Annotated in this window: 14 protein-coding genes; 6 read left to right on the top strand and 8 right to left on the bottom strand. The window is 44.7% G+C overall.

Annotated elements, in window-relative coordinates:
* The first annotated feature begins 144 nt into the window (after positions 1 to 144).
* Complete coding sequence (locus tag N39L_RS20275; RefSeq protein WP_014276190.1) at positions 145 to 1032, top strand: alpha/beta fold hydrolase; 888 nt, start codon at positions 145 to 147, stop codon at positions 1030 to 1032.
* Here the strand turns inward: N39L_RS20275 and N39L_RS20280 are convergent.
* The 4 genes from N39L_RS20280 to glmM all read right to left on the bottom strand — a co-directional run bounded on the left by N39L_RS20280 (position 1003) and on the right by glmM (position 6526).
* Positions 1003 to 1506, bottom strand: a complete 504-nt coding sequence (locus tag N39L_RS20280; RefSeq protein WP_006616689.1) for a GNAT family N-acetyltransferase — start codon at positions 1504 to 1506, stop codon at positions 1003 to 1005. The two genes, N39L_RS20275 and N39L_RS20280, sit on opposite strands and share 30 nt — an antisense overlap.
* Positions 1507 to 1828: 322 nt before the next feature.
* Positions 1829 to 2992 (bottom strand): hormogonium polysaccharide biosynthesis glycosyltransferase HpsO, encoded by a 1164-nt coding sequence (gene hpsO, locus N39L_RS20285; RefSeq protein ID WP_006616690.1) that lies wholly within the window; start codon positions 2990 to 2992, stop codon positions 1829 to 1831.
* A 285-nt stretch (positions 2993 to 3277) separates the two neighbouring features.
* Positions 3278 to 4906, bottom strand: coding sequence for a hormogonium polysaccharide biosynthesis protein HpsL (hpsL, locus tag N39L_RS20290; protein ID WP_006616691.1), 1629 nt, complete (start codon positions 4904 to 4906; stop codon positions 3278 to 3280).
* A gap of 156 nt (positions 4907 to 5062) precedes the next feature.
* Complete coding sequence (gene glmM / locus N39L_RS20295) at positions 5063 to 6526, bottom strand: phosphoglucosamine mutase (protein WP_014276191.1); 1464 nt, start codon at positions 6524 to 6526, stop codon at positions 5063 to 5065.
* A 318-nt stretch (positions 6527 to 6844) separates the two neighbouring features.
* Between glmM and N39L_RS20300 the strand changes: the two genes are divergently transcribed.
* On the top strand, positions 6845 to 8530 hold the full coding sequence (locus N39L_RS20300; RefSeq protein WP_006616903.1) for a hypothetical protein: 1686 nt from the start codon (positions 6845 to 6847) through the stop codon (positions 8528 to 8530).
* A gap of 94 nt (positions 8531 to 8624) precedes the next feature.
* On the opposite strand, the gene ilvB is transcribed toward N39L_RS20300, so the two are convergent.
* Positions 8625 to 10463 carry a biosynthetic-type acetolactate synthase large subunit gene (gene ilvB / locus N39L_RS20305; protein ID WP_006616904.1) on the bottom strand — a complete coding sequence of 613 codons (1839 nt, stop codon included), beginning with the start codon at positions 10461 to 10463 and terminating at the stop codon, positions 8625 to 8627.
* A 424-nt stretch (positions 10464 to 10887) separates the two neighbouring features.
* Between ilvB and N39L_RS20310 the strand changes: the two genes are divergently transcribed.
* Entirely contained in the window at positions 10888 to 11226 is a 339-nt protein-coding gene (locus tag N39L_RS20310; protein ID WP_006616905.1) for a P-II family nitrogen regulator, read from the top strand.
* Positions 11227 to 11340: 114 nt separating this feature from the next.
* Here N39L_RS20310 and rdgB read toward each other — a convergent pair whose 3' ends face one another.
* Positions 11341 to 11922, bottom strand: coding sequence for an RdgB/HAM1 family non-canonical purine NTP pyrophosphatase (gene rdgB, locus N39L_RS20315; RefSeq protein ID WP_006616906.1), 582 nt, complete (start codon positions 11920 to 11922; stop codon positions 11341 to 11343).
* Between the two features lie 17 nt (positions 11923 to 11939).
* Between rdgB and N39L_RS20320 the strand changes: the two genes are divergently transcribed.
* Both N39L_RS20320 and N39L_RS20325 read left to right on the top strand, forming a co-directional pair.
* A complete protein-coding gene (locus N39L_RS20320; protein WP_006616907.1) occupies positions 11940 to 12515 on the top strand; it encodes a hypothetical protein in 576 nt (191 codons plus the stop codon).
* Between the two features lie 7 nt (positions 12516 to 12522).
* On the top strand, positions 12523 to 13395 hold the full coding sequence (locus N39L_RS20325) for an alpha/beta fold hydrolase (protein ID WP_006616908.1): 873 nt from the start codon (positions 12523 to 12525) through the stop codon (positions 13393 to 13395).
* A gap of 565 nt (positions 13396 to 13960) precedes the next feature.
* Here the strand turns inward: N39L_RS20325 and N39L_RS20330 are convergent.
* Positions 13961 to 14104, bottom strand: a complete 144-nt coding sequence (locus N39L_RS20330) for a hypothetical protein (protein WP_231851970.1) — start codon at positions 14102 to 14104, stop codon at positions 13961 to 13963.
* Between the two features lie 244 nt (positions 14105 to 14348).
* Positions 14349 to 16268 carry a GTPase family protein gene (locus N39L_RS20335; RefSeq protein ID WP_006617250.1) on the bottom strand — a complete coding sequence of 640 codons (1920 nt, stop codon included), beginning with the start codon at positions 16266 to 16268 and terminating at the stop codon, positions 14349 to 14351.
* A 67-nt stretch (positions 16269 to 16335) separates the two neighbouring features.
* Between N39L_RS20335 and N39L_RS20340 the strand changes: the two genes are divergently transcribed.
* Positions 16336 to 16485 carry a hypothetical protein gene (locus N39L_RS20340; RefSeq protein WP_014276194.1) on the top strand — a complete coding sequence of 50 codons (150 nt, stop codon included), beginning with the start codon at positions 16336 to 16338 and terminating at the stop codon, positions 16483 to 16485.
* Positions 16486 to 16520: the final 35 nt, after the last annotated feature.

The following is a 16520-nucleotide window of genomic DNA, read 5'->3' on the forward strand; positions in this document are numbered from 1 at the left end:
AGCCGTATGAGGGGAAACTCTCACGTACGGTTCTGAATGGGAGGGGGAGATGGTGACATCTCTCTCGACCCCTAATTATGTCAATTATAGGGGAATCATCTGCTTAGTACGCAAGTTTTTAGCTGGTGACGGATTCAGAGTAGGATGTTATCTATGGCAACTATTAAAATCCACAGCGTTGGACACGCCTATGATCTGACGGCTCCAATAGATGGGTCCGATGTTGTTGTATTTATTCATGGCTGGCTGCTGAGTCGTCGGTATTGGCAACCTGTAATCGATCGCCTAAAACCTCAGTATCAGTGCTTATGCTATGACTTGCGAGGGTTTGGCGATTCTCAGTTAGCCAGTCGCCATCCATATTCTTGTGACTATGCTCCGGCTTCTTATGCTCAGGATTTAGGGATATTACTCGAGGAGTTAAATATCTCTAAGGCTTGGCTTGTGGGACATTCTTTAGGGGGGACGATCGCACTATTAGCGGCACAGCAATTGAGCGATCGCATTGCGGGGGTGGTTTGCGTGAATGCTGGTGGTGGTATTTACCTAAAAGAGGAATTTGAGCGTTTCCGAGTCACAGGGGAACAAATTGTCAAGTTTCGTCCGCGATGGCTTTGTTGCCTACCTCTAATTGATTTGCTGTTTACCAGGGCGCAAGTCGCTAGTCCGGTTTCTAGGGAATGGGGCCGCCAGCGATTAATTGATTTTGTGATGGCGGACCCAGAGGCGGCCTTAGGTGCTTTATTGGATTCGACTACGGAGACAGAAGTGCATCGCCTCCCCCAAGTGGTGGCTCAATTACAGCAGCCTGTGTATTTTTTGGCAGGAATGTGCGATCAGATCATGGAACCTCAATATGTTCGCCACCTGGCTAGTTTTCATCATCTGTTTCGCAGTGGCTATCAAAATGTGATTGAACTTGCTAATTGTGGACATTTAGCCATGATCGAACAGCCTGAGCAAGTGGTTGGTCACTTACGGGATATTCTGGCTCAACATGGCTCAACACAAGTGCAGCCCCATAATCACTAAATCCCGTTTGACTCCATCAATGACAGCTATCTGTGGGAGATAACCCCATTGTTGAAAGCCAAAACTGTCAAAGAGTTTCAGGCTGGGTTGGTTATGGGCAAAAATTAGAGCCAGTAGAGTTTCACAGCCAAACTTTGGCCCTTCTTCTATGGCTTGATGGAGTAGTTTTTTGCCAATTCCCTGTCCCTGATAGTCAGTATGGATGTATATACTCAGTTCGGCAGTAGCATCATAGGCGGCTCGCTTCTTGAACGCCTGAAAACTCAACCATCCAATTATGCGATCGCCAATTTCCACGACCCATAGGGGGCGTTGGGCTGACTGACATTCCCGATACCAGCCTAACCGACTCTCAACGGAAATTGGCTCTAGGTCAGCCGTGGCGATTTTTTGGGGAACGGCTAAATTGTAAATTTCGATAATTTGGGGTAAATCGTTTTCGAGTGCATCACGAATTTTCAAGTTATTCTCCATAAACTCCCGTACACAGTTTATTGGCAGTTGCTCACTCAGGCTTTGACCACATATTCTGAGTGTGAATATTTGATTCACAGCCTAAATATAAACTTGAAACAATCATCAGATATGCCTTTGGCTAGTTTATGGTGTGGTTAGTGCTTTGGTCAGTAATCTTGAGAGCGCGGAAAGGATTTGGGGCTGCCAGTGGTGGTTTCATAATGCGATCGCCTTCTAATATTAGGGCTAACTGTCGATAAATCGGTATTTTAGACTACCAATTTTTGAAAATTCTAGGGCGGAACCTGTGTCCTTGGGAAATACTGCATTTTCCGGGAGTTCAAAGTTGTTTATAGAATTCCAGCTGTTGCTTGGCTAGGGCATGGTTAGTGTAGCAGGAGAGGGCTCGCTCATATCCCCGTTGACCTAGTTCTTGGGTCAAGTCTGGGTTACTGATTAACTTTTCTAGGCAGTCGGCTAGGGCTTCGGGGTTCCCTTCCGGGAAGACTAACCCAGCTTGGTCAATTACATAGGGAATTTCCCCAGAGTCCGAACCAATTAGGGCAACTTGGCAAGCCATAGCTTCGATGAGAACGTGGCCGAATTGCTCTTTCCAGCCGACGGAGGTTAGGGTTTTAAATTTGTAGGTGGTTTCCGAGGGTAAAACTAGGGTATTCATGACGTTGATATATTGCCAAACCCGGTCATGGGCGACACTCTCGACTATAATTAGCCGGTCTTGAATCCCTAATTCTTGAGCTAGGTCTAAAAGTGGCGATCGCAGCTCTCCCCGCCCTAGTAGTAACCATTTCCAAGGGTGATGTTTGACCTTAGCTAATGCTTTAGCTAGGGTGATTAGTCCTTTTTCTTCCACAAACCGACCAACGAAGCCTACCACAAAGGTATCCGGTTCTATGCCTAATTCCGCCCTTAATTCCGGTTGTGGTTCCGGTTTAAATAGGGTTTCATCGACTCCTAATTGAGGCATCACCTCCATCGGTCCTTGATATCCATGGTCGCGCAAAATTTCCGCCCCGTCCTGGTTTCCTACAATAATACCATCAGTGTTACCTAGGTTATATTGTTCCAGTAGCGACACGGGAAATTTGAGAGTATATGGTAAATTCCACCAGGTAAAAAACACATTTTTCGCGCCTATACCTAGGAGTTTATTTAGGGTAATAAATTCAGCATAGGTTAAGGCTTTTGCCCCTTGCTCGATTTGGATAATATCAGGTTTAAACGATTGTAACAGAGGAATTAAATCCAGACCAAAAGTCAGCAAACCTTGGTTATTTTGACTAAGGTTAGATATAGGAACCACCTTAAAATTTCCCTCATCCACAGGTTCGGATTTAACCTGCTCACTTTGGACACCGCCAGGGTTCCAAAGACGGGGTACAATCACTATAACCTCAATACCCGGTTCAAGGTTAGCTAAAATCCGCAGTTTCTCCCGGTTGAGATCAACAATATAAGTGTGACTAGCGACAATAATTTTCATAGCTATCAATTGCCTGTTGTTTGCTAATTAGGTCGAGGGGAAGGGTGGATGATTGAAATTAAATATTCCCACTGGTTATCTAAGCCGTAGTTAATCAACAGCTAACCCATGCTAGACCATAAATATAGTTTATCCTAACTCTGTCAAAAAAGCGAATTTGGGGACGAAGAGACACCTAACTAGACCGCCACATAGTCGGGGGATAATGATGGCTATGTTCGCGGGCATTTATTAGTCATGGTTGCCAGTTTTTGACAAGTTATTGCATAAGGAGATTTTGAGATATTATATTTCATCTTCATCTAATTCTCCTTCTTCTATGAGTCGTTTAATTTCTTGCTTATCAATTTCCGGTAATTTATAGATAACCCCGGCAAAGTACCAATAATAAACCGCTACCGGGTCAACATCGAGGGGATAATAATAGGTGTTGTAACTAATCACCAAAACAAACACCCAGAAAGAAGCCCCAAAACTGCGGAGGCTTTTTTCTTTAACGGAACGGTAAGTTTTAAAAGCTGTGAAAGTAATCACAGTTACAAAAAATAGAAAAGCGATCGTCCCTAGGGGTCCAATTTCATAAATCAGCTTGGGATAGTAAGTTTCAATCAATCGAGTTCTGCCAAAAACACGAGCGGAGTTAGTCGCTCGTCCGAGACCATTACCAAGGATTCCCCGTTGTGCGCCACTGCTTTGATCAAACTGCCCGGAAATAAAGTCAGTGGGAGGGGAAGCATTCCACCGATCCACAAAACTATCAACTCGTTCCTGAACCATTTCTGGGTTAGCAATCATGACTATACCCAAAAGTAATCCGAGACCCCCACCAATAGGAATAAAGCGCTTGAGATTAGCAATTTGTCCAGTGAGAACCAGTAGAATAATTGTCACTACCGGCACTAATGCTAAGGCAATACGCTGTCCAGAAATCACAGCATTTACAAATACTAATGCCATGCCAATTAATCCGGCTATACGCCATTTTCCTGATGGATCACTAAAGGCGGTAGCAAAGGTAAAAAAGGCGTTAGCAATTAAAAACCAAGCCCACTGCCAAGGAGCGACAAAGGTTCCCGGAAGTCGGATCATATTTTGGGAGGGGCTAAAAACTAAAGATCCGCCTACGAAACACTTATACTCGATGGTTGCTTGAAACAGATCGTCTCCTGTCAGATGGTCAGTTCCTTGACAGCGACCACTGGCGAGAAATTGATATTGTACCATGCCCAAAAGGCAACATATAATTGCCAGTATTAGGGTCATGCGAGTTAGAAACAGCAAATCTTTTTTGTCTCTGATATGGTAGTAGGCACAGGTAATTAGGGGAACATAGCCCATAAATACCTTTAACCCCAAAATTCCCATAGCTATGGGTTTCTCGCCCGGTCTGGGGTCAAGTTGTTGCAAGCCATTGACGCAAATGATGGTGAGAATACAAAAACCCAGAAGAATTAGCAGAGGTTGTTTAAGAGCCTTGGGAATAATGATAGGGAGTCCTTTGCTTTTCCAGTCTTTATACATAGAAGCTAAGGCTGGAAAATAAAAGCCATCTTTGGCAAGCTGAAATATGACATTTCCGCCCCCAATCCAGTAAGTAATAGTTCCAGAGAAGGGCATATAGATTAGGAAACCCCAGAGACCATGACGGGGGTATTTATAGCAAAGAACCAAGACTAATATGCCACCACCACCAGCAATGGCGAGTCTTTCATCTTTGACGAAAAACAGAGCCACCCCAACGATCGCACCAACAATTAGAGTGGGAATTACAGTGCCTAGAACAGCTTTAACGTCTTTAGCAAACTGGCGCTGTTTAGCTTTAAGTTGGGCTTTAGTTAGGGTCGGCTTTTTCTGCTGTTGTTTGGACTTTTTTTTCCGGGACTTCTTTTTTTTGGATTTAGTCTTAGATGCCATTTTGGGTTCAATTCTAAGTTGGGCAGTAACTAGGCATTTGTAACTTGCTCCCCGACTAAAAACCGCCTTGGTTGGTCACGCTAATCGAAATTATATACCAACAATTAGGGGACTGCCCAATCTGATCCGCCCTGTTATGCCCATCATTAGGGGAGATTAGGCAATTAAGTATTGTTGCACCACTCCCACTAAGCGATCGCACCAATATTGCACCAGGTTAGGGTTAGCCGCTTCTACCATAACTCTGATCAGCGGTTCAGTACCAGAAGCGCGCACCAGTATGCGACCTTGATCCCCCATATCAGCTTCAGCACTAGCGATCGCATTTTGTAGAGGTTCGCAGTTTTTCCAATTACGGCGGCTGTCCGGGTTTTCCACTCTGACATTTCGTAACAGTTGAGGATAGGTGAGGAAACTATCATCCACCAGTTGGTTGAGCGATTTTTGCGATCGCTTCACTAAAGCTGCTAGGTGTAATGCCGTCAGTAGACCATCTCCTGTGATGCTGTAGTGATGACAGAGGATATGGCCCGACTGTTCACCCCCCAACATAGATCCCGTCCGCTTCATTTCGCTGTGGACGTGCTGATCTCCCACCGGGGTGCGGATCATTTTTCCTCCCTGTTTTTCCCAGGCTCTCTCAAATCCCAAGTTTGCCATAACCGTAGAAATAATCAAATCCTCGGGCAGTTGCTGCGCGTTTCTGAGGGTCTGCCCCCAGAAGTACAGGATATAGTCGCCGTCAACGGTACGACCCCTGCTATCGACCGCTAACACCCGATCTGCGTCTCCATCAAAAGCAAATCCTAAATGGGCTTGATGTTCTATAACAGCTTCGCGGAGTAGGTCCAGGTGCGTAGACCCACAGTTAACATTAATTTGATGACCGTTGGGAGACTCATGTAAACAAATCACTTCGGCTCCCATTTCTCTAAATACTTGAGGCGCAATATTTACCGCCGCCCCCCAAGCCAGATCCAAAACCACCCGCATTCCCTGTAGGTTAGTAGTTGGTAGCAGGGGACGATACAGAGAGTCAGCATAATTCTGGACTAATTCCGGTCTGTAGTAATGTTGTCCACAGGAATCAGAATAAACCGGGAAGGCTTCCGCCCCCCGTAGGGCTGCTTCTATTTGCTTCTGGAGGTCGCTGGAGAGTTTTGTGCCGTCTGCGCCAAAAAATTTGATTCCGTTATCTTCTGGGGGGTTGTGGCTGGCGGATATCATCACCCCACCCATAGCTTTACAGGTTTGGGTGAGGTAGGCTACTCCCGGAGTAGGACAAACTCCTAAATTCCATACTTCTAGTCCCGCCGCCGTTAACCCCGACGATAGGGCCATCGCTAACATATTACCCGAAATCCGGGTATCTTGTGCCAGGATGACAGGGCCGAGATTTTCCTGTTGCTGGCGGAGAATTTGTCCAGCCCAAAAGCCTACCTGTAGCGCCAGCGGTGCGTTTAGAAGTTCTCCGACTCGCCCGCGAATGCCGTCTGTACCAAATAGGGGACTACTAGGAAGTTCCCCCCCAAAGACGGGACGGGTTTTGGCCGGGTTGACTGAATTTGTTACTGGGCGCGATAGTTTGACGTTCTGGGAAGGGACTGGTGTTGATACCATGTTATTCACTCCTCTCGATGTTCACACACTCACAAAGGAGGATAGCACGTCCGGAACTGAGGAACCTTGATCTACAATTCAAGTCTTGAGTTGATGTCTGGTAGCCTATGAGGATATTTTAAGTTTTGCGATCGCCTTTTCAACCACTCGGCTAATATACAGATGACCTAGTTTGACGTAGTTAGGCGTTATTTCGTTCCTAGGTTTAAGGTTGAACTGATAGGATGTTATGTTATTCTAACTCCCTGGACAGCCTCTGGCGTGGAGACTGATACTTAGGACATATTCAATTCATCATTGGGGAAAAAGTTAAGTTTAATGTTCAAAATTAATCAAGGGCGATCGCTCCTTATTTATCGGGCTATATTAATTGTCATTATCGCTCTGGCAGGTATAGTTTGTTATTATCCTATTATTAACTCATTTTTTCTGTCAGATGATTTAGTGTTAATTGCCATTTTTGAACAGGTCGGACCTTGGGGATTGTGGGTCAATCAACAACATGGTCAATCTTTGTTTTTTCGTCCGGTTCTGAGTTTAATCAGTTTCCTAGATTATCAAATTTGGGGTAATGAACCCCTCGGTTATCATTTAACTAATTTGGGATTTCATCTCAGCAATGCTTTAGCAGTAGGTTGGACTGCTAGTTTATTAGTTCGTAATTTTCCCATTGGTCGCCACTATAAAATAGTTTTACCCTATATTTCCGGGTTTGTATTTTTACTACTTCCTAGTCACACCGAAGCAGTTTCGTGGATTTCTGCGCGCACAGATGTCATCTCTAGCTTTTTTGGGTTTGTAGCTTTTATCGCTTATTTAATCGGCAGAAATTCCCGATATAAATATCCTTATATATTATCTCTACTGCTATTTTTTATGGCAGTGCTATCAAAGGAATCTCTCGTCACCTTTCCTGGGTTGATTATTTTGTTTGAAATTTACGACTATTTTACCAATAAAAAAAATGGCAAATCTTGGCAAAATAGACTAGGCTTAATTATTCCCTATGTGGCAGTTTTGGCAGTTTATTTTATCTGGAGAGTTATCAAAATTGGTACACTGGTAGGGGGATACGGTGAGGATATTCATTTAAGGTTTGATTGGGCTCATATTGCCCAAAATTTGATTATCTACCCAACTAGGACTTTTCTGCCCCCGATTTTTAACTCTAATTTTAGTCTGTGGTTATCGATTTTTTGGCTAATTGTTCTCCTGTCCTTAGCTTGTACTTCCTTACTGTTTAAAAGCCGCACTCCCGACCCAAGTATCCCCCCTTTACTGCTATTTTTAGCAGGTAGTTTTTTTGTAGCGGTTTTACCTGCCATTAATGTATTTGTGTCAATTACAGACACCCAAGGGGAAAGATACCTCTATTTCGGTTCTGGGTTTGCGTCAATTTATCTAGCAGTAGTCCTCGCGTGTTTGTGTATGAATATCCGGCTGATTTTGGTCGTCTCCTCAATTTTACTGTTGATTTTTGGGTTGACTGTTCAATCTTTGAACCAAAATTGGCAGGTGGCTGGTTCAATTTCTCAAAATATTCTTTTGGGGATGTTACAAGATAACCCTAATACCCCCGCTATTATTACTGCTATTCCTGATAATTACCGGGGTGCTTATATTTATCGGACCGGTTTAATACAGGGTTTGTATCTATTTGGGGGGGGTGAAAAATATGCGATCGCATTTAGTCGCGAACCCGGTGACGGACCCTTTGAAAGGGTACAATTTACCACCAATAGCATTCAGACAGTCATGCACCATAATTTACGCGAATTGGACGATACAATTTTAATTAGACAAGATACCCCAGAGATTTATCAATTCAACTTGTCTAACCCCGAAACTTCCTTTTTACCCTGGCCGAAAAACTCCTTAAAAACTCTTGACTACGAAGTGATTAAGTTTGCGCCCACCCAATATCAACTACTCTTAAAAAATCCAGATTTGGCTGATCATCTTATTTTCTATTCCGACGGAAGGTTAACAGCTTCCCCCTATTAACTGATAGGTCGCCAGATAACAGAACATCCATAATTGACCCAGTAGAGACAAGACCAACCTTGTCCCTACTATTTACTAGGTGATAGATGACTGTTTACAGTTTCGTGCCACACTCAGGACAGAAATTGTTACTGGCGACATTTTTCGCCCCACAATTACTGCAATAGATTAACTCAACAGCTTTTTCTAACTGCCGGCGTTCAGGTAATCCTATCATCTGAGCATTGCTCTTTCCTGGTGCTACCATAGGATAACAATTTTCATCCTTAGTAACATGAACATCCATCAGCACAGGACCCTCATAAGCCAACATTTCCGCTAGTGCTTGGTGTAATTCGTCACGACTCTTAACGACCATGCCTTTTACCCCATAGGAACGTGCTAACATTTCAAAATCTGGCATTCCGATTTCCATGTTAGAAGCCGAATAGCGCTCACCATAAAAGGCTTGTTGCCACTGGCGGACCATACCCTGCCAACCGTTATTAATAATTACAGTCTTGACATTTATGCCATATTGTGCTATAGTAGCCAGCTCCTGGATGTTCATTTGCACACTGGCATCCCCAGCAATACAAATCACCTCGCGATCGCTCAAAGCCACTTTAGCTCCCATAGCCGACGGGATACCATAGCCCATAGTTCCTAACCCAGCGCTAGATATCCACTGACGGGGGCCATTTTTCAAAAATTGAGCCGCCCACATTTGGTGCTGACCCACATCCGTGGTATAGTACGCATCCGGTGCCATTTTTCCTAATTCTGCGATCACCTCTTGGGGAGAGAGACTATCAGAATAAGAGGGAACCACCAGGGGATAATCTTCCCGCCAACGGTTAATCCGCTCTAACCAGGATTGAGTTTGATTATCGTTGCCGACATCTCCAATTTCCCGGCAGCGGCGCAACAGGTCTATCAACACCTGGCGAACATCTCCGACAATTGGCACTTCCGGCGTGCGGTTTTTACCAACTTCCGCCGGGTCAATGTCAATATGAATCACCTTCGCCCTAGAGGCAAATTCATCAAGTTTCCCCGTAACGCGATCGTCAAATCGCGCCCCCACAGCTATTAACAAATCACATTCACTAACAGCAAAGTTAGCATAGGCTGTTCCGTGCATTCCCAACATTCCCACAGACAGGGGATGCTTTTCATCAAAAGAACCTTTCCCCATTAATGTGGTAGTTACAGGAATCTGAAAAAGCTCTGCTAATTCCGAAATTTCTGCATGGGCTCCGGCGGAAATTGCCCCACCACCGACATACATCAGGGGACGTTCTGCTTCTTCTATAAGTTTAATAGCTTGGTTGATTTGGCGAACATTGCCTTTAACAGTAGGACGATAGCCAGGTAAAGAAACCTCTCCTGGATTAACCGGAATATAATCAAATTCCTCTAAACCTACATCTTTGGGAACGTCTATGAGTACCGGACCCCGACGGCCTGTGCTGGCAATATGGAAGGCTTCCGCCACAATGCGAGCCATATCACCCGGTTCACGAACCACATAGGAATGTTTGACTATTGGTAGGGTAATGCCGAAAATATCTGTTTCCTGGAAAGCATCTGTACCAATGGCGGGGCGGGCTACCTGTCCGGTAATGATTACCATTGGTATCGAGTCCATGTGAGCCGTAGCAATGCCAGTAACTAGGTTAGTCGCTCCTGGTCCTGATGTACCAAAGCACACTCCCACTCGTCCGGTAGCTCTGGCATACCCATCAGCAGCGTGGGATGCCCCCTGTTCATGGCGAACTAGGATATGCTGTATACCGCCCTCAGCTTCGGCTCGATACAGTTCATCATAAATGGGGAGAATAGCTCCACCAGGATAGCCGAAAATGTGCTGTACGCCATGACGTTTAAGACTATCAATGAGCGCAAACGCACCTGTTGCACGCCCCGCAGCAATTTTAGTTTGAAGTTGCACGATCGCTCCTCTAATTTAACTATATTGTTGAGTTAAAACCTCTATTTTAGTAAGGAATTTGTTTAAGGGGACTGGGCGGTTAGGGTTTTAACAAGATTTTACATTGTTAAGCCGCCACTATCAGGCCTAACGGTTGGTTCCGATAGGGTTAGGGGGTTGAGGCTTTCCTGCAATTGTATCACGATTTACCAATTGCGGGGCTTTGATAGTGATATCAAATGGTTTGGGCTATGTATGGCTGAATAAATCGGAGTCGAATGTCTACCCCCTGGGGAGATTTGCATCGAACTGGTAGTATCTTAGATAGCTGGTGAGCTGATCTTAAAGAAAGTTCGACCGATTCCCTGGAAGACCTGATCAGCAGGCACTAAACCCAACTGCCAAGTGTAGGATTGTCAAACAGTAAGCGTTAGGAGTGAAAACCTTGAAAAAGATAGAAGCCATTATTCGGCCATTTAAACTTGATGAAGTCAAGATTGCCCTGGTCAATGCTGGCATTGTTGGAATGACGGTTTCGGAAGTTCGCGGGTTTGGCCGCCAGAAAGGTCAGACTGAGCGTTATCGGGGTTCGGAATATACAGTTGAGTTCCTACAAAAACTCAAGGTTGAGATTGTGGTCGAAGATGAGCACGTTGATATGGTTGTAGAGAAAATCGTATCGGCTTCTCGTACCGGTGAAATTGGAGACGGTAAAATATTTGTCTCTCCAGTTGAGCAAATTATTCGTATCCGCACAGGAGAAAAGAACCTAGAAGCAATTTAAACGCTTTCGGCGATTATTCCCCGCCATGAAGCCTCTCCCACCTGGGGAAGTAGTGGTGGGAGTTTCTTATCCACGCCTTGAGACGATCGCACGATCAATAAGTGATCTGGTTTCCTACCCATTGAGAAGGGTACTCAGTTGGGGAAGTAATAGGTCAAAGGCTTTTCCTCGGTGGGAGATTTTTCGCTTGAGTTCTGGAGACATTTGGGCAAAGGTCATTTGCTGCTCAGGAACATAAAAAATGGGGTCGTAGCCAAAACCTCCTTGACCTTGGGGGGTTTGGGCAATCACTCCTGGACATATTCCTTGGACTTGTTGGACAATAGAACCATCAGGACGACATATGGCGATCGCACAAATAAATTGGGCGCTACGGTCGGCGGCGGTTTCCAGTTCTTTGAGTAATTTACTAATGCGATCGCTATCGGTGGACGCATACCGGGCTGAATATACTCCTGGCATTCCCCCTAGGGCATCTACGGCTAGTCCTGAATCATCTGCGATCGCCCATTCTCCCGTCGCCTTTGCCACTTCACTGGCTTTTAGGCAGGCATTCTCCAAAAATGTGTTTCCGGTCTCTTCAACGTCCAAATTATCGGGCTTAAGCTGCAATTTCACATCGATACCACCCAGATAAGCCTGCATTTCATTTAACTTACCAGGGTTTCCGGTTGCCACTACTAATAGTTTGGTCATATCATTTACCTGTGGGAATGGAACATTCAACAACTATAACTACTGTTATCTGTCCGGGATTTCACCCGCCCCATTTTACAGATCAGTTTTTGGATAGACTGGGAGTAGACTGGGGAGATAATGGGCTTTTGGTGTTTCCGGCTGATCTATCTTCCCCTCTCTCACCGATCGCCTTGGGGGAGTTTTTACAGGATAATCTTGGCGATCGCCTTCTGACACCATTGATATTTATTGGCTTTAGTGCCGGTGTGGTGGCTGCTATGGTAGGTGCTTACAGATGGCAACAATCAGGGGGTCAGGTGAGGGGATTAATTGCCGTTGATGGTTGGGGAGTTGGTCGGGTCGGGAATTTTCCCTTTTACCGTATCAGTCACGATCGCTTTACTCACTGGAGTTCTGGGCTATTAGGTGCCGGTGATGGTGGTTTCTATGCTGACCCGCCTGTAGAACATTTGGACTTGTGGCGATTTCCTCACCAGACCTGGGGCTGGTGGCTGGAAACTGGGTTAATTGGCTTAAAAACAGCTTCTCCTATGACTGCATCTGAGGCAATATTTGCTATATTAAAAAAACTTGGCAAATTACCAAATTGATAGCTTGATGATTAGTTTAACTCAGCAGCCCGATAGTTCTTATATTACTATTAATGGCGTAGAACACTATTATCAATGGGTGGGAACTCCCTACCATTTAGAAAGTTCTAAGCCGGTTATGGTGTTTATTCATGGTTGGGGTGGGTCGGGTCGCTATTGGGAAAGTACCGCTATGGCTTTGGGCGATCGCTTTCATTGTTTACTTTATGATATGCGGGGTTTTGGTCGGTCTAATCGACCTGCTTTAAATGATGGCGATCGAAGTTATGAATTAACCGAATATGCTCAGGATTTAGCCGCCCTTTTACAGGCTTTAAATATTCCACAAGTCTATATTAACGCTCACTCTATGGGCGCTTCCGTTGCTGCCATTTTTATGAATCTTTATCCGTCCATGGTAGTTCGGGCTATCTTAACCTGTAGTGGTATTTTTGAATATGATGAAAAATCATTTACAACTTTCCATAAATTTAGTCGCTATGTGGTCATGTTTCGCCCAAAATGGATGGCAAAAATGCCTTTAATTCATCAAATATTTATGGCGAGATTTCTGCATCGTCCCTTACCTAGTCAGGTCAGCCGAGAGTTTTTAGAGGATTTCTTATTAGCAGATTTTGCCGCCGCCTATGGTACTGTCTTAACATCCGTCAGCAAAGAAGCTACCCAATGGTTTCCTCAAGAATTTAAAAAATTAACAGTCCCTACCCTCTTGGTAGCTGGGGAATATGACCAAATTATCCCTATGGAAATGGCTAAACAAGCGGCTACTCTCAATCCTAACGTTCAGCTTACTATTTTGCCAAATACTGCTCATTTTCCCATGTTAGAAGACCCTAAAAATTACCTGAAAATTATTCAAGAATTTTTAATTGACAATTAATAATGGTAGGGGCGGGTTCTGCTGTCAATGAAATTTCCCCACCGGAATATCAATAAACCCGCCCCACCCGGTCATTAATTGATAATTGATAATGGTAGGGGCGGGTTCTGCTGTCAATGACATTTCCCCACCGGAATATCAATAAACCCGCCCCACCCGGTCATTAATTGATAATGGTAGGGGCGGGTTCTGCTGTCAATGAAATTTCCCCACCGGAATATCAATAAACCCGCCCCACCCGGTCATTAATTGATAATGGTAGGGGCGGGTTCTGCTGTCAATGAAATTTCCCCACCGGAATATCAATAAACCCGCCCCACCCGGTCATTAATTGATAATGGTAGGGGCGGGTTATGGTGTCAATGACATTTCCCCACCGGAATATCAATAAACCCGCCCTTTCTTTCCCTGTCGCTGGGGGTTATGGTGTCAATGAAATTTCCCCACCGGAATATCAATAAACCCGCCCTTTCTTTCCCCGCCGCTGGGGGTTATGGTGTCAATGACATTTCCCCACCGGAATATCAATAAACCCGCCCCACCCGGTCATTAATTGATAATTACATTAAACCCGCCTTGTGGGGAAAATAGGGTATATGCACATAATGGCGTTTTTGTCAAGAGGTGGAAAAAAGACGATCGCTTTTCGGGGAAAAACTCGTGCATCGCCAGCTTCAACTTTTGGGGAGAGAATAATTTTTATCGCCATATAATCGGGGTTGTAGCCTCTGTTTTTGCGGATAGACATAGTGAACCCTTGGGTGCGATTTCTTCTAGGGTATCATAACCCCCATTCTCTCGTCAACTTTTTGCCAGCTATTTTCAATAAATTTGTAACAATTCTTAACAATCTTTTGAAGATAAAATTTATTTGGCTGTATAAATTAGCAAAACTTATGGTTAGCTGGGGGGGTGAGAGGGTGAGAGGGTAGCCTAGGCTAGGCTGGTGTGTATTAGGTTTTCTCAGATTGGAAATAGTAATCAAATCGCTTTTCGAGTTGTTCAACCGTGAGATTTTGGGTCCAATATTCAACTAAAGCGTGTCCGAAAGCCCAAGCATTATGGTCAGGTGGATCGGGGTTATTTAAAAGTAGCGGCCAGAGGGCGAGAAGGTCAAAATTAGGGGATTTAGTGCGATCGCTGCTGAGGAGACAAAACAAATCATAACCCATCTGCAATTTACCGATCGCCACCGGAAGCTGTTCTATGGGTATTTGTTCAGCCAACAGATAGGCGAGGGTAGGGTTTCCGGTGGTGAGGGTAGAGATAAATTTGAGGACAGGACTTTTTAATAAAGCTGTTAATCCTTGGGTAGTTGCCATTTGGCGGGTATAGCGGTCAATAATTTTAGCTGCGGCGAGAGTTCGGGATTTTTGATCTCGTAAAAATCGGGCTAGTCTTAGTTGTTTGGTCGGTCCGACTGCTTCTACTAAATGGTTGGATAAAATCTCAGCATTCCAAGGATTTCTCTGAGTTGGGGAATCACTCGTAACTAGGGGTAAAACCAGATCGCAAAATTCTCCTAACTGTTGGCGGCGATATTCTGTCGCCTCCCGAATAGCTTTTTCTTTCGGTCTATTTCCAGTTTCCCAATTATAGGGAGGTTGCCATTCTCTGACCGGACGCAGACGGTCAACTTGGGTGACAATAGCGATCGCTTTCAGGTCAGGAACTTCTACACGCATATCCCGCAAAAAATCCCGATCCATTTGTAGGGCTGGGTCTAGGGCTGGTGTGACTAATAATAGCAAATCTGCTGTTTTGGCTTCACTAACTACCAACTCCCGCAGGTCTTCTCGGTTCACTTGTTCATAACCCGGAGTATCCCACAAATTTAGGGATTCTCCTGTCGGTGTACTCCAGTGATAATTTTTAATGCGATCCGTACTGGGAAGAACATCAACTTCCGCGAGGTTAGCCTGAAATAGGGTGTTAATTAAACTGCTTTTTCCTGACCCAGTGCGTCCTACCAACAGAATACTAATCGGTTTTTGTGCCACCTTTTCGGGAGGGTCAGCCTGGGCGATAATCTCCTGTAAAGTTTGGGTTTTCGCCTGGGGTAAATTGTCCTCGGTAACAGTTAACGCCGTCAGAGGAAGTTGTTCGCCACCATAAAGAGCGATCGCTTGTCGGGAGAGGTTTTGTAGGGCTACCTCTCGCATCATTTGACCTAAATTAACTAATAGTTCTTGATTCGCTTTACTGCTATATTTCTGACTCGCTAACCTCGCCGCCGCCGACACAGGATTAAGTATCCATGAAGCCCAACTCCAGACCTGCCATAATTTCCGGGCTGATGGTTCTAATTTCTGATAAACTTCATAGGCTTGATAGGCTTGTCCTACTGTTACTTTATTTAGCACTGGGGAGAGTTCTTGCATCCACCTATCTAAATCATCTACTGTTCCCCTAATTAATCCATAAGCCTGGGGTACATAAATATCAAGTAGGGGATATTTTACCTCTGGATGATAGATATTAGCAATCACAACTACTAACTCTTTACAGCGTTCCCCAAATTGCCCCCAGTCTAACCAAAATGGCGGATCATTTCGCGATTGTATCAGGATTTCTTGTACCGCTTTTTCTACCTGTGCGATCGCTTCACTTCCTCCCGTCGCTGCTGCCATTTCTTCCGTTAATTGAAACTTCGCAGCCGCCTCGTCTATCGCCGCTTCTACCTGGGCAATATCTGGCTTTGTCCACTTCACTAATAACCACCGCCACCCTAATAATAGCAGCGTGAAAATTCCCCAGATCCAGTTAATGCCCCAGCTATGAATTTGCCACCCCGCTGAGATTAGTAAAAATCCAACTATGATGGCGATCGGACTGACTATAATTGCCCATTTCCAAGGCTTTAAGTTTAGCATTTATCGATTTTCCTAGTCTTCACAAGGTCATATTTCTGCCTATTATCTGGATCTGGTTGGGGATGGTATGCACAAAATGTCTATTTTGTCAAGATGCCTATTTTGGGAGGCCCATTTTTTTGGGAAAATTGGTGCATCGCCAGAGGCAAGTTTTGGTCGGGTAATTGTGCTAATTCCTTATATGACAAGGGTTGTAGACCCTGTTTTTGGCATTTAGACACTAGAAGCCCTTGGGTAACATTAATTACAGTC

The sequence above is a fragment of the Limnospira platensis NIES-39 genome (assembly GCF_026000695.1).
Lineage (GTDB): Bacteria > Cyanobacteriota > Cyanobacteriia > Cyanobacteriales > Microcoleaceae > Limnospira > Limnospira platensis.

Bases quoted from the DNA above. Each gene is read 5' to 3' on its own strand.
- N39L_RS20275 (WP_014276190.1), top strand. From the start codon at position 145: ATGTTATCTATGGCAACTATTAAAATCCACAGCGTTGGACACGCCTAT.
- N39L_RS20280 (WP_006616689.1), bottom strand. From the start codon at position 1,506: ATGGAGAATAACTTGAAAATTCGTGATGCACTCGAAAACGATTTACCC.
- hpsO (WP_006616690.1), bottom strand. From the start codon at position 2,992: ATGAAAATTATTGTCGCTAGTCACACTTATATTGTTGATCTCAACCGG.
- hpsL (WP_006616691.1), bottom strand. From the start codon at position 4,906: ATGGCATCTAAGACTAAATCCAAAAAAAAGAAGTCCCGGAAAAAAAAG.
- glmM (WP_014276191.1), bottom strand. From the start codon at position 6,526: ATGGTATCAACACCAGTCCCTTCCCAGAACGTCAAACTATCGCGCCCA.
- N39L_RS20300 (WP_006616903.1), top strand. From the start codon at position 6,845: ATGTTCAAAATTAATCAAGGGCGATCGCTCCTTATTTATCGGGCTATA.
- rdgB (WP_006616906.1), bottom strand. From the start codon at position 11,922: ATGACCAAACTATTAGTAGTGGCAACCGGAAACCCTGGTAAGTTAAAT.
- N39L_RS20320 (WP_006616907.1), top strand. From the start codon at position 11,940: ATGGAACATTCAACAACTATAACTACTGTTATCTGTCCGGGATTTCAC.
- N39L_RS20325 (WP_006616908.1), top strand. From the start codon at position 12,523: ATGATTAGTTTAACTCAGCAGCCCGATAGTTCTTATATTACTATTAAT.
- N39L_RS20330 (WP_231851970.1), bottom strand. From the start codon at position 14,104: ATGGCGATAAAAATTATTCTCTCCCCAAAAGTTGAAGCTGGCGATGCA.
- N39L_RS20335 (WP_006617250.1), bottom strand. From the start codon at position 16,268: ATGCTAAACTTAAAGCCTTGGAAATGGGCAATTATAGTCAGTCCGATC.
- N39L_RS20340 (WP_014276194.1), top strand. From the start codon at position 16,336: ATGCACAAAATGTCTATTTTGTCAAGATGCCTATTTTGGGAGGCCCAT.